Here is a 21,230-nt window from a genome sequence, read left to right as displayed (position 1 = left end):
GGTGAAGCTGTTGCCGAAGATATCTCTTGGGTAGTTTAACCTCGATTGCCTTTTCCCATAGGCCTTCCTTGAAACGGAACTCGTCGGTTGCCGTCTGTTCCATTTTAACGAAAAGCGCTGTTCAACAAAAGTGAAAATCCGGTGACGGCCCTTTCTTCCTTTTTTCGATTGCCTACGCAAATTATTTTCTTGTATAATATAAGATATAAGGAATTAATTTTCATGACAAAAGCCGAGGTGAGGAAAACTGAGCATTCGGAACGCGATCCGGGAACGTCTGGACGACCTCCACCCGAAGGAAAAGGAGCTCGCCGCCTTCGTGCTGGCGCATCCGGAGCAAGCCGTGCAGATGACGATCGTGGAGCTCGCCCAGCAAGCGGGAAGCAGCGCGGCGACCGTCTCCCGCTTTTGCCGCCTGTTCCATTTCCAGAATTTCTCGGATTTCAAAATGCGGCTGGCGTCCGAGCTCGCCAGGCAGCCCGCGGCCGCGCAATATCAGGACATCGTCGCCGGCAATCCGCTGCAGGAGATCGTGTCGGCCATCACCGCCAACCATCTTCGGTCGCTCACCGATACGACCAGGCTGCTCGATCTCGGACAGCTGAAGCTCGCGGTCGAAGCGCTGCACGCGGCGGGCCGGATCGACCTGTACGGGGCGGGAACGTCGGGAACGATCGCGCACGATTTTTTCCACAAGCTGATCCGCATCGGCAAAGCGGCCAATTCATACTCCGATCCCCATCTTCAGATTACGTCCGCCGCTTCGCTGACCGATAAAGACGTTGCGGTCGGCATCTCATATTCCGGGGAGACGCTGGAGACGATCAACGCGCTGCGGTGCGCCGCCGAACAGGGAGCGACCGCGATCTCGCTGACGAAGTTCGGGAACAACGCGCTGGCCGGCGTCGCTTCCATCCGCTTGTTCACATCCTCCTCCGAGGCGGGAATGCGCAGGGGAGACATGGCTTCGCGGATGGCCCAGCTGCATGTCGTCGACATTCTGTTCACGGGGCTGGTCAGCGAGCACTTCGACGAATACGTACCGCGCCTGGAAGGCTCGTTCGATATGGTACGCAGATTTACCGGAAAAGAGGAGAGGGATCCGTCATGAACGTATTGACTTTCGACAGCAACGAAAAATTGAACGAGACGGGCGCCAACATTATCGTCGGCCTGGTGCAGACGAATCCGCGCGCCGTGCTCGGGCTCGCCACCGGCGGCACGCCCGTCGGCGTGTACGAGCAGGTCGTCAACGATTTCAAGCAAGGGCTCGTCAGCTTCAAGCAGGCGACGTCGTTCAATCTGGACGAATACGTCGGCCTGGACGCCGGCCATCCGGAGAGCTATCGTTCCTACATGAAGCATCATCTGTTCGACCACATCGATCTGCCGGCCGAGCGCGCCTATATTCCGAACGGCAACGCGAGCAACCTGGAAGAGGAATGCGCCCGCTACGACGAGCGGATCGCCGCGGCCGGCCAGATCGACCTGCAGCTGCTCGGCCTCGGCCACAACGGGCATATCGGGTTCAACGAACCGGCCCACGCCCTCATCCGGGGAACGCATGTCGTCGATCTGGCGCAGGAGACGCTGCAGGCGAACGCGCGCTTCTTCAACAATATCGACGAAGTGCCGAAGCAGGCGCTGACGATGGGAGTCGGCACGATTCTGAAGGCGAAAATGATTCTGCTGATCGTGCGCGGAGCGGACAAGGCCGAGATCGTCCATCGGGCGCTGACCGGACCGATTACGACCGATGTCCCGGCTTCGCTGCTCCAGACGCACCCGCATCTCGTCGTTCTGCTGGATCGGGAAGCCGGGAGGCTGATGGCATGAGCGGCAGCGAGAAGACGAGGAACGCGCTGATCGTCGGCGCGAACGTGGTCACGCCGGACGGGGTGCTGGAGGGCGGATGGGTTTGGCTGAAGGACGGCCGGATCGAGGACGTCGGCGACAACGTCCGCAAGCCTTCGGAGGAAGCGGCGGACGTCGAACGGATCGACGCGGAAGGCGGCTGGGCGCTGCCGGGGTTCATCGACGTTCACGTGCATGGCGGCGCCGGTCACGACTTCATGGACGCGGACCGCGAGGGGCTGGACGCCATCGCGAAGTTCCATGCCCGCCACGGCACGACCGGTCTGCTCGCCACTTCGCTGACCGCTACCCGTGAGCAACTGACCGCCGTGCTGGAGAGAGTGAGCCGCTATGTCGCCGCGCCGATGCCTTACGCGCAAGTGCTCGGCGTTCACTTCGAAGGCCCGTTTATCAACCCGAAGTGGAAGGGCGCGCAAAATCCCGACTACATCCTTCCGCCGCAGCAGGAATGGCTCGATGACTGGGTGAGCCGCTACCCCGGGCTCATCAAGCTGCAGACGCTGGCGCCGGAGACGGACGGCGCCCTCGACTATATCGAACGCCTCGCTTCGCACGGCATCGTTCCCTCCTGCGGCCATACGGATGCCACGTATGACCAGATCATCGCCGCCGCGGACCGGGGGCTCCGCCACGCGGTGCACACGTTCAACGCGATGAAGCCGCTGCATCATCGCGAGCCCGGCACGGTCGGCGCGGTGCTCACCGACGACCGCATCACGGCGGAGGTCATCGCCGACGGCCATCACGTGCACCCGGCGGGCCTTCAGATCGTGGCCCGCATGAAAGGAACGGACAAGGTCATCCTCGTGACCGACGCGATGAGCGCCGCCGGCATGCCGGACGGCGACGGCTACGAGCTGGGCGGCCTGCCGGTCGTCATGAAGTGCGGCGTCGCCCGCCTGAAGGAGTCCGGCAACCTGGCCGGCAGCACGCTGACGATGATCTCCGCGTTCCAGCTTATGGTTCGCCGCGTCGGCCTCTCCGTCGCGGACGCGAGCCGGATGGCGAGCTTGAACCCCGCCCGGCAGATCGGCGTCGCCGACCGGACCGGCTCGCTCGAGCCCGGCAAGCGCGCCGACGTCCTTCTGCTGGACGCGGATTTGGAGCTCCGCCGCGCCTGGGTCGGCGGGCGGGAGCAGGAGCTGGAGTAAGAGTTGCGGTAAGAGTCGGGATCAGAGCTGGAATCGGCGCTGGAGTTGGAATTGAGCGGAGGATTACCAGGCTCCAAAGGAGCGGCAAACGCCCGATGCCTCACCAAGGCGGAAAACCTGCAAAAGTGCAGGTTTTGCCGTAAGAAAGCGGCATATGAGCGAAAAAGCCTGCAAATGTGCAGGCTTTGGAGGGCCGGCCAGCCGGATCGCAAGTTTGAAGCGGAAAAAGATGCAGAATCGCAGGCTTTTGATGCCGAAAGCCGCTCCCGCCCCAAAAAGCCTGCACAAACGCAGGCTTTTGACTCTAAAAGCCGCTCGCGACCTCAATAGCCGTTCCCGCCCTCAATAGCCGCCCGCGCCCCTCAAAAACCTGCACGAACGCAGGCTTTTGAGAAAAAGGAAACGGCTGTTCGGGAAGGCGAAGCGCGCCTGGCGAGAAGGTTGCAGACTTAAGGACCGGCCACCCGCATGACCGCTTCATGATTTTCGGCTCGCTAGCCGATAACAGGGTCAGGAGGTGCTGCCCATTGGATATCGCCGCTCTTTCCACGGCCCTTAGCCAGCAAAAAACAGCCCAGGCGTTCGGGGTTGCCGTTCTGGCGATGGCGAACGATCAAACGAAGCAGCAAGGACAAAATCTGGTTCAGATGATCGCCGGAAGTCTCGATCCGAACCTAGGGACGCGACTCGACGTTCGGGCGTAACCGATCCCCCGGAAACGGTCGCTTTATTCGAACTATGCCAAGGAGAGGAGCTGCCTCTGAGCAGCTCCTCTGTACCGGGCTAAATGACTCTGTTCTACATTTGCTGCGGTGCCGCAGATTCGTTCACATGAACAACCATGACTTCGCTGGAAGTCGAACCTGCCTCGTTCTCGATCTCGCACCGATACTCGTATACGCCTGCCGGCCGGTCGACGATCGCCGTTGCGGCCGATTGTGCCTGCGGCGTTTGGCCGGCGAGCGTTTGCGTATCGATCAGCACGCCGTTCTCGTACAGGCGGTAGGTCGCGCCGTTCGTGCCCCACCACATATTCATGTTCACGTTGAAGTTTCCGTCGCCGTCCCAATTGTCATTGGAGAGAACCGGTTGGGTCGGCTCCGCTTGCGTAACGTTTACGGTCAGATCGTCGCTTCTCGTTGTACCGTAAGCGTTGGTAAGCTCGGCATCGTATCGGTAAATGCCGTTTTTCCTGCCGCTTACGGACTTGACGGCGGATTGAGCGTTCGGCGAATCGTCGGTCAGCGTTTGCGTATCGATCAGCACATCGTTTTCGTACAGCTTATAGACGTCGCCGTTATTGCCCCACCACATATTCATGGTTACCGTATAGCTCCCGTCCAGAATTCCCGTATCGTACCCGTTATCGCTCGACAGGATCGGTTTTCCCGGCACGCCCGCGCTTTTGGCCGCAATGTTCGACACCGTCGCCGTAGCCGTCCCCGGATTGCCGGCTTGGTCTACGAATTCGAACGTAAAGCTGCCGTTGCTTTGGAACGTATAGCTGTCAGAGCCTCCGTTGTTGGTGACCGTTACATTCTCGCTCGGCGTGATCGTCGCGACCACGCTGCCGGAGGTTGGCGTCACGGCGCTGTAACCGACTTCCGCCGTCGGCGCCGTTCGATCGATCGGAAGGGTTAACGTCTGGGCTTCCTCCACGTTGCCCGCGGCATCCGTCGAGCGATAGCGGATGACGTTCTGACCTTCTTGATCGACCGTGAACGGGCTCTCATAAGGCTGCCAGGTTGTCCCGTTGTCCAAACTATACTCGCTTCCCGCCGCCCCCGACTTGTCGTCCTCCGCCGTCAACGTGACGGTGACCGGCTGGACATACCAGCCGTTTTGTCCGTCCGGCTGCGCCGGAGACAGTGCCGCCGTCGTCACGGGCGCCGTCGTATCGGGCGATTCGATACTCCCTATCGCGATCGGCGACTGCGTTGTCGACCCGTAAACCTCGAAATACCCTTCATCCTGGATCGGATTGTTCGTGTCCGTCCAGTTGACGACCTCGGTCCCGTCCACGTTCATGATCACTTGAACGCCTTCGTGCGTATCGATAGCTCCCAGTTGGACCGTATGCCATATGCCGCTTTGCAGAAACGTATTCGGAATGCTCTCCACGATCAGATTGCCGCCGTACCACTTCTGCACTTCAACGGTCCCCGACTTGACCACGATCAAGTACTGGCTGTTCGAGTCCCATGCCACCTTGTTCGTATTGGTCGCGCGGATGCCGAAAGCCTGCAGGCCGTTGGACGTATCGAGCTTCGCCTTAAACTGCAAAATCTCGTTATGCTTGATTTTGGCTCCCGTATAGCCGAAAACCGTCCGAGCCGTCGTCGGCGTAAAAACGAGGCTGTCGTCGGAAAAACTCAAGCTGCCCGGGTCGGCATCCCAGCCCGCTTGGTCGGCGATCATGTCATTCACATCGACGATCACGGTAGCGTCCAAATTGCGGGACGATCTGAATGCGGTTATTTCGGTATTCAAGGTGCGCACTGCGCCGTCGACCGCATCCTCCGTCGCATTCGCATCGGCTGCAACCGTCTGCGCTTCCTGGATGGCGGACAGCAATTCCGCTTTGGAGCCTGCGGGATACTGGCCGGGCTCGCTTCCTTCCACCGCTCCGTCATAAAGCGTCTGCGCCGTGGTTATCGCGGTGTTCAGCTTCGTTTTGTCCACGTACAGGCCGGGAGGGGTCAATCTCGTTTTGAATTCATCCGCGAACATGTCGTCCACATACAAATCCGCGAGCGAGGTGCCTGTCTGGACATAAAGATTGGCGGCGGTAATCGGAGCTGCCAGATTAAACGTATAGGTGCGAGACAGTTGCGTCCATGACGTCGAATTGATCGGGTTCGAAGCCAGCTGAATCCAGGACGTTTGGCCGCCGCTTACGACTTCAAGCACCAGGTAGGCCGAATCGGTTCCGGAGCCCAATTTCGTATAGGCGGAAAACGTGTACGTTTTGCCGTTTTCGATCGGCAGATTTTGTCTTGCGCTGTTGGATGCGCCGGTGCGGTTGTATACCTTCAGCGAAGACGTTCCGCTATGGGAATCCGCAGCGGTCGTGATCGAGCCTCCGGCCGCATGCCACCCGGTCGTTCCTTGTTCGAAGCCGGGATTCGAAACCTTATTCGTCGGGCTGCACGAGCTTCCGTAGCCGTTGAAGTTGCACCCCGGGACCCAATCGTACTGCCCGAATTCATAAGCGCCTTGATCCGGCGCCGAGCCGCTGTAGCCATCCGTGATGCCCGGTATGACCGCTCCTGCGTTAATGGCGGCCGAACCGGACTGCAAATGGAAATTGGAAGCGGTCTCGTCTACGAATAACGGATTGGCGGGAGGAGCCAGATTGTTAAGGAACATCGATCCGCCAGGCATCGGATCCGTCGGTCCGCGGAAAATATTGTTTTGCACGACGGTGCCCGTCGAGTCGACGACTCCCGCGGAAGCGATGCTTTTCGTTTGGCCGCCTGCGAGCGTATTGTTGTAAACTTTATTGCCTTGGCTTTTGCCGGTCGTCAAGCCGTTTAAGATCATGCCTGCGCCGTTGTTGTTCCACGACACGTTATGATGGATCAAAAACTGCGACGCTCCGTTGTCGATATAGATGCCGACGCCGCCGCCGGATTTGTCGTCATGAACCCAGTTGTGGTCGATGCTGGATCCGGTTCCGAGCGTGGCGCCGCAGCACGTGTAGAAGCCTCCCAAATCTTTGTCGATCAATCCATAATTGTAGATGTTGTTATACGCGACCCGATTGCGCAGTCCTCCGCCGATCATTCCGTCGCGGCCGGTATTATACATCGTGTTGTACGTAGCGGTCACGTCGACCCCGGCCCCCAGGAACCGGATAGGCGCATTGTAGGTTCCCGAATAATCGACGTCGTGAATCAGATTGTTCGTAATGACGTTAAACCGGCCGATCTGCGCAACTCCATTGCCCGCACTGTAGGCGATCGTGCTGTTTTTGAGCGTGTTCGTCAACCCGTCCATAATGATTCCCGTATCGTAATTATGCGAACCGTAAGGACCGTTCTTCGGATCGTCGGGAATCTCCATATAATGAGAGGGATATTCCGCATCGATGCCGTCGATCACATTGTTTTTGCTGTCGCCGTTCGTGAATATCGTCGTCGCGAACAAACGGAAGCCTTTGATTTGGATAAAAGAACGTCCGGCAAGATCGAACCCGTATTGGCGCTGCTTGACTTGAACCGTATGCGTGGACGGATCGGTATTGTCGGGCGTCTGCAAGTAGAGCGTTTGCGTGTCGCTCTCATATTGGAATTCGGACGGCGCATCGAGGAAGGAGAGCGATCCGAACAGGAAATATCGGCTGCCTTCCTTCGAGCACAGACTCGCGCAACCGGCCATCGGCTGATTGAACGTGAAGGAGCCGGGCGAACTCGCCGAGATCGTGCCGGAATGAGCCGTAAATTGAGCGCCCCCCAAAATCCACACCTTCGTGCCCGTCAAATCCAGATTCGGCAAGTGGGAATCGTAGACCGTCTCGGTTGCGGTCCCGGTTGTCGTCGTATTCGCCTCGGCTACCGCCAAAGTCGGATACATCAGTTGACCGCTCGTGTTGGGCCAGCGGGCCTGCGTCATCATGCTGCCGTCCACGAACAATTGATTGGCGAACAGAGCCGGGTTCAGAGCGATGTTCGTTTGATAGATGTCGGTACTGCCGCTTTTCAGCGTCCACTCGGACGTCACGATATCCGTTCCGTCGATCGTCACGCTTTCATTTTGATACGGCTGGAAAGTGATTGGAGCCGCGGACGTACCGGAGCCGACCGGCTTGACCGTTTCCCGGTAAACCCCTCCGCGAACGGCGCACGTATCTCCGGGAGCCGCGATGCTCGCGCATTTCTGAATCGTCAGGAAGGGTCCGGTAGATCCGGATACAAAGTCCGCGGAAGTTCCGTTCCAGCTGTCGTTTCCGTTTTTCGCCACATAATAAACGGTCGGAGACGCATGAGCGGGTTCGCTTACAAAAACAAAAGCCGATAGCAGGATTGCGCTTGCCAGCATGATCAAACTAATTTTGGGTAAGCGCTTACCAATTTGTAATGAGCCGCTTCCGAAAAATGTTTCCTTCATCAACTCTTCCTCCTTTTTGTTTTCGCTCCATACCCTTTCGGCCATGCGCCTTTCTTATAAAAATCATAACTTGGAGATGGCAGCTCCGTTCCTCCTTCCGGAATCTCCGCGTTATGAGCGAAACCGTTTCCGTACGGAATCGCAGTGCCCGTCCGTTCAGTGCCGATGCGTCGGCAAAAAACGTTCTATCTGCATCACCGGTTGCCCGAGGGAATTCTCATTACCGATTCTATCCGTGCCAATACCCGATCAGGAAGTCCATAATCCCGTCTTTTGTTCTAAAAGAGAGTCCAAATCTCCGTAAAAGGTCCAAATGACATAGGTAAGCGTTTGTTCGCGGCCGTCTCTTTCGTTTTTTCGGCGCGCGTCCCCAATCTTGCATAAGAATCGGAAAACATGCCGATAGGCTCGGCCGATCCCCTATGATAAGCTGAAAGGGAGCCTTGCGGCGGCGAACAACGGGCGTCGGTCCGGAACAAGCCGAAGAAGAATCGATGGACACGGAGGATGGAAGATGACCTATCGGATTGCGATCGCCGGCTGCGGAGGAATTGCCGACCGGCATTTGGCGGCGATCAAGCGGATGGAGGAGACGAACGGCCGCGCCCGGGCCGTTGCCGTCGCGGATACGGCACAAGAGCGCGCGCAAGCGGCGGCGGACCGATACGGCGGGAACGCGGCGGTCTATGTCGACTATAAACAGATGATTCGGGAAACGAAGCCGGACATCGTCGTGATCGCCCTGCCCCATTTTCTTCACTTGGAAGCCGCGTGCTTCGCGGCGGAGGCGGGCTGTCATGTGCTGCTGGAAAAGCCGATGGCGCTTACCGTATCGGAATGCGACCTCATCATCGGGACGGTCAAGCGAAACCGGGTGCGATTGCTGGTCGGACATACCCAGCGCTATATCCGGGAGAACCTAGCGGCGAAACGGCTGATCGAAGAGGGAGCTCTGGGAGAGCTGGTCATGGCTCATGACGTTCGCCACACGGATTACTACGCGAACGGCCGGCCGGACTGGTTTTTCCGCAAGGAGCTGTCCGGAGGCGGCATCGCGTTCAATCTCGGGTCCCACTCGATCGACAAGATCATGTGGCTGGCCGGAAGCCAAGCTTCCTCGGTTGCCGGGAGCTTGAGCCACCATGGCGGGCGCGGGGATGCGGAAGGCAGCATGATCGCTTATCTGCGGCTGCAAAACAATCTGCCTGCGACGATCGTGCAGTCGGGCTATAAGGGAGCTCCGGCCCATTATACGGAGCTGATTTTCACGAAGGGGATGCTGCGCCTGGAGACGGGACGAGGCTTGCAGATCAGCCGGGGAGGTCCGTACGAACCGCTGGAACTGCCGGAGAGCGCCGATCCGTTCCTGCTGCAGCTCGAGGATCTGATGCAGTACATCGAGACGGGTCGCCCTCCGGCGTGCACGATGGAATACTCCCGCCACGTCATCGAGGTGCTGGAGGCGCTGTCTCGCTCTCATCTTTCCGGACAGGAAGAGCTCGTAAGCGGCTTGATGGACCTGCCTTCAACGGATCAAGAGCAAATCGTCGTTCCGAAGACTACCCGCCCGGACGGCGAGGCCGGCTCCCGGACGGCCATCCGGCATTATTTATGGATGCAGACGGATTACCGCCCGAAAGTGACGTTCGCGCTGTCGTATACGGAGGAAGAGCTTCGACTGGTTTTCCGAGTCTACGAGGAGGCTCCGCTGATCCGGTATACCCGGCCGAACGATCCGGTTTACCGGGACAGCTGCGTGGAATTTTTTCTCCAACCCGCTCCGGCCGAGGACGCCCGCTACCTGAATTTCGAGATGAATGCGGCCGGAACGCTGCTCGTCGGTCTCGGCAAGGGGCGGCAGGACCGGTTATACTTGGGGCCTTCCGACCGTCCGGTCGTTCCCGTCGAGACGGCGGCCGGTCTGCGGGACCCGGATACGGGAGAGCTCTATTGGACGGCCCGGCTTCGCATTCCGCTTGGTTGGCTCTCCTCGCTCTTTCCCTCCTTCGTCCCTCGAACCGGAGCGGCGATGCGGGGCAACTTCTACAAATGCGGCGACGAGACGCAGGTTCCGCACTACGGCTGCTGGTCGCAGGTCCGATCGGACGTTCCGGACTTCCACCGCAGCGAGGATTTCGGCACGCTGGTCCTGGGCTGACGCAATTGCGAAAAAGGCGGAACGGGATGCCGCGCTCTTCCCGCTCCGCCTTCTTCTATTCGTCCATGTTCATTCCCAGTTCCCGATAGAGCGTCCGCTCCAAGTAGTCGTGCAGATAAAAACGGGATTTCAGAAAGTGCGCCGCCATATCGGCCGGCTGGAACCGCTCCAGTGCCGCCTGCATCCGCGGACGCGCCCTTTCCCTTTTGCGGTGGTTGCGCTGGTAGTTGTTGAGCAGCGACCTCCGTTCCGCTTCGTCGCCGGGATAAAGCTCCTGGCGGTAGGCATACTTGTGAATGGCCCGCGAGCGGTCCGTCGCCTTCTCAAAGTCGTGCATCGCGCCGATCAGCTCGGCGTATTCCTGGTTTTTGCGCACCTCGTCCGAAAGCTTCCAGACGATGTCGTAGTAATCCTCGATCCGGTAATTCCCGAGCTTGCCGTGCCCGACTTCCGGAGGAATGCCGTGAAAGACTTGCAGAAAACGGTCGATGTACCCTTCCGTATCGCTCCCCCTGTTCCACGCCAGATCCGCGTGCAGGAGCATCGGATACCATGTCGTTTCGAAAATACCGTAGGGGACGCCGAGGCTGAACGGCCCCGTCCAATTGGTCGCCACCATACAGCCGATCCCGAGCTTGCCCGCCGTCTCCGCCCATTGCCGCAGATTGTCCACCCGATTGACGATGACCGGGTAGTTCTGGTGCTCCGCCCAGTCAAAGCTGCGGACGGAGGGCGCCCCCATGACCTCGATGCCAAGCGTGCGGAACTTGGCGGTCAAGACGGTCACGTCCCGCTCGATATTGCGGCCGTTGTAGATCCAGATCATGGCGACGCCGCGGGGGTCGAGACGCTTCAACTCCTCTTCGGGACATTTGTCGAGCATATCGTGCCAAAAGATCGGCGTTCTGCCCCGGCTCGCCGTAAACTCGATCAGCCGGTTCAGGAACGTAATGAACGCCCGCTCCCTTACGCCCTCGAATCTCTCCCGGCAAGTCTCGCATTCGCACAGGCTGTACACTTCGTCGCAGCCCAGATGGATATATCGCGAATCCGGGTGCCGGTCCATCATTTCCCCCAGCAGCCCGGTCGCCAATTCGTACGATTCCGGCCGCGAGGGACAAAGCTCGCCCGTCGATTTCTCCGTCTCCCGAAGATGCTTGTACGCGCCGTGCCGCAGCACGTATTCCAGATGCCCGAAGCTCTGCTGAAGCGGGATGATCTCGATAAAATACTCGCGGGCCGCCCGCTTCAGCTCCTCGAACTGCTCCTTGCTCAGCGCGTGCTTCGGATGGACGAGCTCGGGATAGGTCTCGAACGGGAACTTGTCCTCGTATTCGATCAGCAGCGCATTGACCTTGAAGCGGGCGAAATCCGCCAGGTAGGCGATCAGCCGCTCCGGCTTCGAGTAGGTCTGGCGAAGGTCGTAATTCATGCAGCGGAGCGCCGTATCCGGCCAATCCGTGATCGCGAAGGCGGGAAGCTCGGCTTCCTGCTCCAACAGTTGAAGCAGCGTCTGCAGCCCGTAAAACAGACCGGCCGCATCCGCCGCCCGGATGACCGCCTCGTTGCCGAGCACGCGCAACCGGTAGCCTTCCTTCCGGCCGGCGAGCGTCTCAGCCGCAGCCTTCTCCTCGGCCCGCACGGAAGCCTCGCGGCTCTCTGTTCCCTCGCGACCCGGTTCCTTCTCCGCCGTGATCCCCTCATCCGGCGCGGTTTCGATTCGCAGCACAAATCCCGTCTCCCCGGTTTCTTCACGGTACTCCATGCCGGGAAACGCGCGGCGGCAATGCCGTTCCAGCCGAGGATCGTCCTGTTCCGCGATCAGCGTCACCCGCGGATTCCGGCCCGGCCTGAACGCCGCCGCTCCGCCGATGGATTCGAAGAGCTTCGCTTGCGGTATCGTTGGCAGCATGCTTGATGTCCTCCTGTCGTTAGCTGTTCGCCGATTCGCTTCTGGCTACCTGCAATTGGTAAGCATCCGTCGTGCCGTCCGCGTTGTAAACGAGGATATTCACCGCCGCCGGGCCGGTGCCGATCGAGACCGGGACCGAAGCCGTGCCGCTTGCGGTCGGCGAACCGTTCACCGTGACGACGCTCGAGCCGCTGACGGCGACCGGCGTGACGGCGAGTTCGTTCACCGAGGCGGGAACCGTTAGAGTGTACCGCGTTCTGCCGGTTTCGAACGGCGCGTCCCAAGTCCCCGCGCTGGCCGACAAGCCGCTCAGTCCCGTAAAGGGAACAAGCGCTGTCGTGTACGGCTGATCGTAGGCGCTGGCGTGGTAATAGCCAGGGACGACGATCCGGCGAGGCTCGAATCCGATTTGCCGGCCCGCGGGAATGCCCTCCGAATCCAGCGAGACCGTTCCGTCCGGGCCTGTCTTCCCGGCAGCGTAACGGCCGCCGGAATACGTGAAGCGTCCTTCCGCGGACGCGCCGACCAGCGGTTCTCCCGTTGCGTAGTCGGCTACCGTCAGCTTCACGGAAGCTTTCGTCGACGCATAGCCGACATTCATTCCTTTTACGATCAACGGAAGCAAATCCGTATTTCCCGTCGTCGCCGACGCTTCGGCGGAGACGGGTCCGATATTGCCCCGAAGGTCGCGGGCGGCAACCTTGTAGTAGTAAGTCGTGTTCGGCAAAAGCCCGGTATCCTGGAAGGAAAGGCTTCGGGACAAGCCGGCGATATTAGCCGCAGTGGGAGTAAATCCCGGCGTCGTGCCGCGGTAGATGATATAGCGGTCGACCTCGGAATTGTCGGTCGCCATGCCGTAGCCGAGGTTCACCGTCTGATAGTCGACAGCCGCGGCGACCGGTCCGCTCCGAACGGCGGAAGGCGCTTCCGTGTCGGCCGGCGGCGTCCAGGCCACGCTCCCTTCGCCCCAGAAAGAAGGCAGCGTCCGATAGGAATCGTAGTGATGAACGGCGATGCCGCCGAACGCGCTGCTCGCGCCGAAGGCCGCATACACTTTGTCCAGCTCGGTCTCCAGCTGCCCGCGCCCTTCTTCCTGGAACGTAATCGTCTCCGGATCGCCGCTGTCGGCGATATCCGATGTCTCCACGCCGATGACGACGGAGTTCGGCTTGCCGATCCGCTCGGCATACGCGATTTCTCCTTGCGCCCCGGCGATGATGCCCGCCCCGCCGTCCGCCGTATCCCGGTAGTCCATGATCGAGATATAGTCCGTTATGTCCTGTATATGCTCGGACAGCCACTTGGTCGAGCCGTTCCAGGCAATGTCCGCCCCTTGGTCCGAAGAATCGAACCATTTGGGAATAGCCGGACCGAACGGAAGATTGATGCCGGCGGCGTCGCGGCGATCGATCATCTTTTGGAGAACGTCCAGGTACTCCGTCTGCAAAAACTTGCTCGGATCCTTGAAATCCGGGGAAATATACGGCTCGATATCGACGTTGACGCCGTCGAACTTCTCGTCGGTCGCGGCGGCCAGATTATAGTTGATGATCTGCTCGATCTCGCGCACCGCAAGCGGATGATAACGCTCGTAAGCGCCCATATAAGGCGGAGTCGTGCCCCCGGCGATGAGCGCATACACCTGCAGGTTCTTGCCGTGCGCCCAGCGGATGAACGACTTGAGCTGTCCGGCCTGCCCTTCCAGCGCCTCATAGCCGGCATAGCTTCCGACCGCCAGGTAAAGGGTCGTGACCGGATCGGAACCGAACGTCTGCGTGTCGCGGACGAAGCTTTCCAGCACCGATCTCGAGCCCGGATTCAGCAGCAGCTTGTAGCTCTCCGGCTCCCAGACCCACATCGCCCGGTCCTGATTCTGCATGCGAAAAGGTTCGTTCGTTCCCTGGCCTACCTTGGCATAGACAGTGGAGCTGTAGCCGTATCGTCCTGCAGCGTTCGAAGCGCGGGCCTCCAGGCTGACCGTCCGATTGCCGACTTGCGCCGTATTCCAGCCGTACACGTACTTGGTTCCGCTGCGCTTGGCCTCCTGCCATTCGCCGTGATTCAGCCGAATTTGCACATGCGAGACGGGGAGCGCGGATGCCGCCTGAACCTCCACCCATACCATCCCTCTTAAAGATACGCCTTCCGCCGGGCTCGTGATGGTCACCTCGGGGACCGAAGCGGACGGATTGTCGACCTGCAGAGCGACGGTAGGGCTCCACACCCCGTAACGGGTAGCCGTATCGAGCCCCCGCGCGGTCAATTCGATGCCTCCGTTATAAGCGGAGGCGTCCAGCTCGTACGACCATGTTCCGGCATCGTCCCCATCCGGATCGTCCATTCGCACCGGCTCCTGGTCGGTGCCATTAATATAAAGAACGACATCATAGACGCCCGAATACGTACCGCTCACTTGAACGATGCCTCCGGAGACCGCGGCTCCCGCCGCCGGAGAATCCAGCGTAATCGCCGACTCCGCATGGGCGCGGGACGGAGACATGGCGAAGCCGGCCACCAGAAGCAGCAGCGACAGGATAAGCGCAATCCCCTGCCGCCGCTTGAATAAACGCGCCATTCCGTTCACGATAACCCATCCTTTCGATTAGATGTTGTTATCCAATAAAACCTCCGATACGCGAGCGCCCCTCTCTCAAGAGGCGCCCGCTCTTGCCGACTCACTTCACGTTCAGTTCCACTTTTTGAACGCGATCGTAGGCCGTTTTGTACGTGTCCAGAAGCTTGTCCACGCCGAGGTTCTTCATTTCTTCGACATACTTGTCCCACTCGCTTAAGCTTCTCGAGCCGGTGACGAATTTGGCGAAGCTCTCGTCCCGGTGCTTCTTGATCGCCTGGCCGGTCAGCGAGATGACTTCGTTCTCCTGCTCCGTGAAAGCCGGGCGCGGCTGCATCGCCGGCGGATCGTACTTGGTTGCTTCGGTATAGGCGTTCTTGAGGCTCTCGGAGAACAGCGACAGATCGGAATCGAAGTCGATCCACGTGTAGGTGCCGCTCGTCTGCAGGCCGGTCTCCTTCCGCGTCTCCGTGATGTCCGTATACTTCGGCAAGAACTTGAGCGTATCGCCGCTCTTCTCGTACGATTCGCCCTCCACGCCCCAGCTGGCCAGCGTGCGGCCTTCTTCCGAATAGAAGAAATCCATGTACTTCATGATGTCGTCGATTTGCTTGGAGGTGGAGGCCACCGTCAAGCCGCCTTCGAGATAGTGGAAGTACGGATTCAGCTGTTTGCCGCCCGGAATGCCGGCCGGAGGCGGCAAGAACTGCATGTTGAAGTCCGGGTTTTCCTGCTGCATGGCATTATTGAAGAAGTCGATGCGGCTGATGTAATCGATCGTCACGAACGATTTGCCGGTGGACATCATGTCCTGCCACTGCTTCGTCTGAAGGGAGAGGAAGTCCGGCGGAATGAGGCCGTCGTCATAGAACTTTTTCCAGGTCTCGACCATCGCCTTGTAATTGTCCTCGATCGGACCGTAGCGCCATTCCTTCTTGTCGAAATCGTAGTAAGCCCCTTCGCCCGTCCCGAAGTTCACCGTCATGTTCATGTTCATCTCGTCCGGGATTTGCCCGTAGCGGATCGAGAGCGGGTAGCTGTCCGGATACTTTGCTTTCAGCGTTTTCAGCGCCTGATACAGTTCGTCGTAAGTGGTCGGAACTTGAATGCCTTCCTTATCGAACACGTCTTTCCGGTACATCCAGATCATCCGGTTTGTCTCGCCGAAGCCCTGGTTCGGGAACATGTACATTTTCCCGTCCGCGGACAGCGCGGCCTTCGCTTCGTCCGGATACTTCTCCATCCACGCCTTCAGGTTCGGCATTTCGTCGACATACTTCAGAATGTCCACGAGCGCTCCCTGCTGGCCGAATTTGTTGGACTCCTGGCGATTGGGCATATACATGAGGTCGGGCATCGCGTTGGACGCGACCGCCAGATTCAGGGAATCGCTCAGCTTGCCGGAAGGGGTTTGCACGTCGAGCGTGACCCCCGTCTTGTCTTTGATCCATTTCCAGATCGGCCAGTCCTTCGAATACGGGAAGGTCGCATTATTGTCGAGCAGCGCCTTGAACGTCTTGCTCGGCAGCGCGGACGCTTCCTGCACGCTTCCGGAGGAGGAAGGCGCGGCGCTCGGCGATGCGCTCGGCGATGCGTTTGCTCCGGAAGACGGTTCGCCGTTATTCGAATTCCCGCCGCAAGCGGCCAGCAAGGCCGCCGTCAGGATGGGAGTCAGTGCAAGCCCGGCGTACGTTTTCAGATTCTTTCTCAAATCGCTCAGCTCCTCTTGTTTTTTTTGCTGTCAGCCTTTGACCGCCCCAATCATCGCCCCCTTGACAAAGTACTTCTGCACGAAAGGATAGACGATCAGAATCGGAAGCGTGGATACCATGATGGTGGCATACTTCAACGATTCTTCAACGACAAGGTTATCACCTCCGATCCGGGTCACATCTCCCGAACTTGCGCTGCCGGCGAGCACGAGATTCCGGAGCAGCACCTGCAAGGGGAACAGGTCCGGCGTGCGCAAGTACAGGAGCGGATAAAGAAAGTTGTTCCATAAGCCCACGGCATAAAAAAGGGCGATGGTGGCGAAGGATGCCTTCGACAGCGGGACCATGATGCGAAGGAAAATGCCGATGTCGTTCAGGCCGTCCATGCGGCCGGACTCCTCCAGCTCCTTCGGGATGCCGGAGAAGAACGTCCGCATCAGGATCAGGTTCCACGTGCTGGCGGCGCCGGGAAGCACCATCCCCCAGATCGTGTCCACCAGGCCCAGCGACCGGACGACCAGAAAGGTAGGAATCATGCCTCCGCTGAAAAACATCGTAAACACGATCAGCATCGTCAGGGGCCCGCGGAACGCCATTTGGGCGCGCGAGAGCGCATAGGCTCCCGTGGACGTAACCGCAAGCGAGATGGCGGTCCCCAACAAAGTGTAAACGATCGTATTTTTGTACGAAGTCCAGATTTTCGGATCCCCAAGCACCAGATCGTACATCCTCCAGTTGAACCCTTTCGGCCAAATGTTCACTTCATTCTTCATCACATAGACGTCGCCGCTGAGCGATACGGCCAGCATGTGTACGAACGGATACAGCGTCGCCGCGACAACGATCGTCAATATAATGGCGCTGACGATTGAGAATAGGCTCAGCTTCGGCTCTCTCATGATCGGTCGGCTCCTCTCACCATAGGCTGGTCTCGCTGGCGCGCCGGCTGATCCAGTTGGCGCCGTAGATAAAGATGAAGCAGATGATGCCCATGAACAGATCGATCGCCGATCCGTAGCTGAAATTCCCTTGCTCCATCCCGACCCGGTAAACGTAGGTGCTGATAATGTCCGCCGTATCGTAGATAGCCGGATTTTGCATCAGATACACCTTCTCGAATCCGATCTCCAGCACCTGGCCGATATTCAGAATGAGCGTGATCACGATCGCCGGCGAGATGCCGGGCAGCGTGACGTGCCAGATCTTCCGCATCCGGCTGGCCCCGTCGATGCTCGCGGCTTCGTACAGCTGCGGGTCGACCGCGGTCAGCGCCGCCAGATAAATGATCGTCTCCCAGCCGATATGCTGCCAGATTTCCGAGACCACGTAGATGCCCCGAAACATTCCCGGCTCGTTCATGAAGTTGATCGGCTTGAAGCCGAACCACTCGATCATGTTGTTGATCAGACCCCCAGACGGGGACAGGAACATGATCACCATGCTGGCGACGATAACGTTGGAGATGAAGTGCGGCAGATAGCTTACCGTCTGCACGAACCGTTTCATCGTCGCCTTCCGCAGCTCGTTCAGAAGCAGAGCCAACAGGATCGGAGCCGGAAAGCCGAAAACCAGCTTATAGAAGCCGAGAAGAAAGGTATTCTTCATCAGCGGCCAGAAATCCGGATTGTTCAGAAACAGCCGGTAATACTTCAAGCCCACCCACGGGCTGCCCCAGACCCCTCGGAACAGGTTGTAGTCCTTGAACGTGATCACGAGCCCGAACATCGGCGCGTATCGGAAAATGAGATAATAGAGAAGGCAGGGCAGGAACAGAAGCCATAAGTAGATGTTGTTTTGCCAGATTCGCCTGAACCTGGACGACGAAGAAGCCATACGCACGTCTCCTTGACTTGAAGTAAAATCCATGTAACAATAAGTAACTCTAAAATACCATGAACTTCCCGCATCCTCTCGAAACCGGTGTACTCGCATTATAATCAGCCATTTTCGAGAAATAAATCTTCACATCATAGCATCGATCGCCATTTGAGCGGATAGCGGAACAATTGAATATGAATCTGCAAAAGTGCATATTGTTCGTTTCCGGCACCAAACGGTATGATGGATTTATTAGAGGAATGTAAAATAGATGACTTGAGGCTGTGTTCCGAGGGGGCCATCTTATCGTGAGAAAACAAGCCGGATTCAAGCTTTCCTTTAATACGTTGTTCGTCAAGCTGATGATCGGCTTCCTCAGCGTCATCGTCCTGCTGGCTTCGTTCAATCTGTTCGCCTACCTCTATTTGAGCAGGAAGCTCTATCACGAGATCGTCCGTTACAACGAGCTCGGCATGAAGCAGACGGTCGACAGCTACGAGAATCATTTTCAGATGATGCAGAACATGCTTCTCTCCCTCGCCCAATCCGACCGATGGACCGTCAACCTCGAAATTCTGAACCATGTCAAGGACAACCGGCGCTATGACATCATTCCCGAAGTCAAGGACGACCTGGCTGCGCTTTATACCAATCCGTTTCTTCATCTCGACAACTTCATTCTCGTCTTTCGGGATGCCGGCTACGTGCTGGAAAAGGAAGGGACCAGCAGCATCGAGGACATGTTCACCCGCTACTATTCCAGCGAGACGTATCCGTTCGATTACTGGGACCGGATCTCGGCCGGCCATTCCTTTATGCAGATTCTGCCCGCCGCCGCCTTCTCCGAGAAAACGATGAGCTACGACCGTCCGCTCGGGCAGCTGATGCCGATATTGTTCAAGGCGGTGCCGTATGAGAACGTGTACGGCCTTCTCATGGTGAATCCGCAGCAGCTGTATTCCGCATACGGCCGATCGGGCGAATCGTCGTTCTACATTTTGGACGGGGAAGGGAAACCGGTTTTCTCCTCCCGGCCTCAAGCGGAGGTACAGGTACCGGCCTCTTTCAAGGAAGGAACGCTTCACCAGAGGAGCGGCGATCAGTATTACTTCTATACGAAAGGAGCCGTTACCGGCTTTACGTATGTCCGCGTCGTCCCGATCGCCAGCATCAATTCCGAAATGATGAAGCTGAACCTGCTGCTGGTGTCCCTGCTCGTCGCCGCGGTGCTGATCAGCCTGTTCGCCTCGGTCTTCTCCAGCCTCCGGCTCAACAATCCGCTGCGCCGGATCATCGCGATGCTGGAGCGCGATTCGGCCTCGGAGCTGCCGACAAGCAACATTCGGGAATATGCCCTTCTGAGGGACGGCATGAGCCGCATCCTGCAGACGAACGAGCGCATTCGCACGGATCTCGATACGAAAAACACGCTGGTGCGCCAGTACGCCTATACCAATAAGGTAAAGAACATTCCGATGAACCCGAACCTGGCGGATCTGGAAGAGATTCAGGCCGATAAGCCTTATGCCGCCGTTCTCTACGAGATCAGCTTCAAAAACCCGGAGCAGGAATACGAGGCCGAAACGCTGCTGCTGCACAAGCTCATCCACAGCCTGTTCTCCCCCGCCGACGGCGTAACGCTGCAGCTCGAGCAGAACCGGCTTCTGTCGCTCCTTTTCCAGCCGGGCTCGCAAGACGAGATTCTGCAAACGCTCGATACGCTGAAGCAGCTGCTTCGCGCGGACGATTATCTGTACCTGACGATCGCCGCAAGTCCGGTTTATACGGCGTCGACCTCCTATACGGAGGCCTACAATCGCTTGTCTGTTTTACTCAAAGAGCGGAGCTTGAACGGAGAGACGCAAATCTTGACGGTATCGGGAGCTTTCCCCGCCAGGCCGGGACGCCTGAAGCTGATTCCGGGAGAGGAGCTGCCCACGCTGATTCTGGCGGGCAACGAAACGGCCGTATTCGAATGGATCGACCGGCAGCTTGGGTCGTTGAAGCGGAGGGACGCGGCGGTCGGAGAATTTCAGGATTTTGCGCGGGGCGTCGCGGAGCAGGCCGAGAAAACGTTGGCCAAGCTGAGCCTGAGCCTGCACGTCCTCATGGAAGGCGGCCGCTTCCCGTCCTTCGAGCCCCTGAGCCGATTTTATTCCGTAAGGCAGTACCAGGAGTGGCTTCGGGAGCTCATCCGCCCCGCGCTTGCCGCCATTGCGGAGAAAAACGAAGCGAAAGATCCGATCGCCTCCTTTGTCGCCGAATACCTGGAAACCCACTTCTGCGAAGACGTCAACCTGGATTCCGTCGCGGACAAGCTGAACCTGACGCCGGGATATTTATCCGGCTACTTCAAGGAGAAGACCGGAACCAACTTCAGCGACTATTTGAACGAGCTCCGAATCAATCGGGCGAAGGAGCTGTTGATGAACCTGGAGCTGCGCATCCAGGACGTGGCCGGTCTCGTCGGCTACCAGAACGTCAACTCCTTCATCCGCATGTTCAAGCGCTGCTCCGGCGTCACTCCGGGCGAGTACCGCAAGCTGTATGCCGGCTCCAGCAAGGCGATCTAGGGCGGGAGGCAGACTGGACTCCGTCGAAATCCCTTTCGTTCAGGGAGAGCAGGATTTTCCAATATTTGGGACACGCTTGCCGCCATCTCTCTTTTTTTCGCTTATGTTCGAAATCCCTTTCCCTCAGGCAGCTGACGGACAAAGACGATCTGTTGAAAAGGAACCATCCTGCATCGCAGATTCACGCTCGATCGATCCCTTGCGAGCCGCTTCCTGAGCGTCGGGGATTTCGAAGTTAAGGACGAAAAAGCAGACGGTTGATCGCATCCTGAGCGAGCGGGATTTCGAAGTAAAGCGGGAAGAGGAACAAAAAAAAGAAGACACCCATCGGTCAATGGTTGTCTCCAGCA

General features: G+C 58.5%; 12 protein-coding genes. 6 read left to right on the top strand and 6 right to left on the bottom strand.

The genetic code is table 11. The features are described 5' to 3' along the window. Positions 1 to 247 precede the first annotated feature (247 nt). From H7C18_RS16020 to H7C18_RS16005, 4 genes are all read left to right on the top strand, one after another. Entirely contained in the window at positions 248 to 1,111 is an 864-nt protein-coding gene (locus H7C18_RS16020; protein WP_185130227.1) for a MurR/RpiR family transcriptional regulator, read from the top strand. Then, positions 1,108 to 1,836: a glucosamine-6-phosphate deaminase gene (nagB, locus tag H7C18_RS16015; RefSeq protein ID WP_185130097.1), complete on the top strand. Its 729-nt coding sequence runs from the start codon at positions 1,108 to 1,110 to the stop codon at positions 1,834 to 1,836. The genes H7C18_RS16020 and nagB overlap by 4 nt, the downstream gene beginning before the upstream one ends. After that, entirely contained in the window at positions 1,833 to 3,026 is a 1,194-nt protein-coding gene (gene nagA, locus H7C18_RS16010; RefSeq protein ID WP_185130096.1) for an N-acetylglucosamine-6-phosphate deacetylase, read from the top strand. The genes nagB and nagA overlap by 4 nt, the downstream gene beginning before the upstream one ends. 527 nt (positions 3,027 to 3,553) lie before the next feature. Continuing rightward, positions 3,554 to 3,730, top strand: coding sequence for a YjfB family protein (locus H7C18_RS16005; RefSeq protein WP_185130095.1), 177 nt, complete (start codon positions 3,554 to 3,556; stop codon positions 3,728 to 3,730). 94 nt (positions 3,731 to 3,824) lie between these two features. Here the strand turns inward: H7C18_RS16005 and H7C18_RS16000 are convergent, their stop codons facing one another. Continuing rightward, entirely contained in the window at positions 3,825 to 8,066 is a 4,242-nt protein-coding gene (locus H7C18_RS16000; protein ID WP_185130094.1) for an OmpL47-type beta-barrel domain-containing protein, read from the bottom strand. Positions 8,067 to 8,649: 583 nt separating this feature from the next. Here H7C18_RS16000 and H7C18_RS15990 point away from each other — a divergent pair. Continuing rightward, complete coding sequence (locus H7C18_RS15990) at positions 8,650 to 10,293, top strand: carbohydrate-binding family 9-like protein (protein ID WP_185130092.1); 1,644 nt, start codon at positions 8,650 to 8,652, stop codon at positions 10,291 to 10,293. A gap of 55 nt (positions 10,294 to 10,348) precedes the next feature. Here H7C18_RS15990 and H7C18_RS15985 read toward each other — a convergent pair whose 3' ends face one another. From H7C18_RS15985 to H7C18_RS15965, 5 genes are all read right to left on the bottom strand, one after another. Continuing rightward, positions 10,349 to 12,205: a glycoside hydrolase family 20 zincin-like fold domain-containing protein gene (locus H7C18_RS15985; protein ID WP_185130091.1), complete on the bottom strand. Its 1,857-nt coding sequence runs from the start codon at positions 12,203 to 12,205 to the stop codon at positions 10,349 to 10,351. A 19-nt stretch (positions 12,206 to 12,224) separates the two neighbouring features. Then, the gene (locus tag H7C18_RS15980) at positions 12,225 to 14,780 is read right to left on the bottom strand and encodes an Ig-like domain-containing protein (RefSeq protein ID WP_238357743.1); all 2,556 of its coding nucleotides are present in this window, start codon (positions 14,778 to 14,780) and stop codon (positions 12,225 to 12,227) included. Positions 14,781 to 14,880: 100 nt separating this feature from the next. Then, positions 14,881 to 16,488, bottom strand: coding sequence for an extracellular solute-binding protein (locus H7C18_RS15975; protein ID WP_238357733.1), 1,608 nt, complete (start codon positions 16,486 to 16,488; stop codon positions 14,881 to 14,883). A gap of 30 nt (positions 16,489 to 16,518) precedes the next feature. Further along, positions 16,519 to 17,388, bottom strand: coding sequence for a carbohydrate ABC transporter permease (locus H7C18_RS15970; RefSeq protein WP_185130089.1), 870 nt, complete (start codon positions 17,386 to 17,388; stop codon positions 16,519 to 16,521). Positions 17,389 to 17,404: 16 nt separating this feature from the next. Beyond that, positions 17,405 to 18,322, bottom strand: coding sequence for an ABC transporter permease (locus H7C18_RS15965; protein ID WP_238357732.1), 918 nt, complete (start codon positions 18,320 to 18,322; stop codon positions 17,405 to 17,407). 293 nt (positions 18,323 to 18,615) lie between these two features. On the opposite strand from H7C18_RS15965, the gene H7C18_RS35755 reads away from it, so the two are divergent. Further along, positions 18,616 to 20,880 carry a helix-turn-helix domain-containing protein gene (locus H7C18_RS35755; protein ID WP_185130087.1) on the top strand — a complete coding sequence of 755 codons (2,265 nt, stop codon included), beginning with the start codon at positions 18,616 to 18,618 and terminating at the stop codon, positions 20,878 to 20,880. Positions 20,881 to 21,230 lie beyond the last annotated feature (350 nt).

The sequence above is a fragment of the Cohnella zeiphila genome (genome assembly GCF_014212055.1).
Lineage (GTDB): Bacteria > Bacillota > Bacilli > Paenibacillales > Paenibacillaceae > Cohnella > Cohnella zeiphila.
Note: the sequence above shows the minus strand (reverse complement) of the source record. Positions and strands in the feature narration are given on the sequence as shown.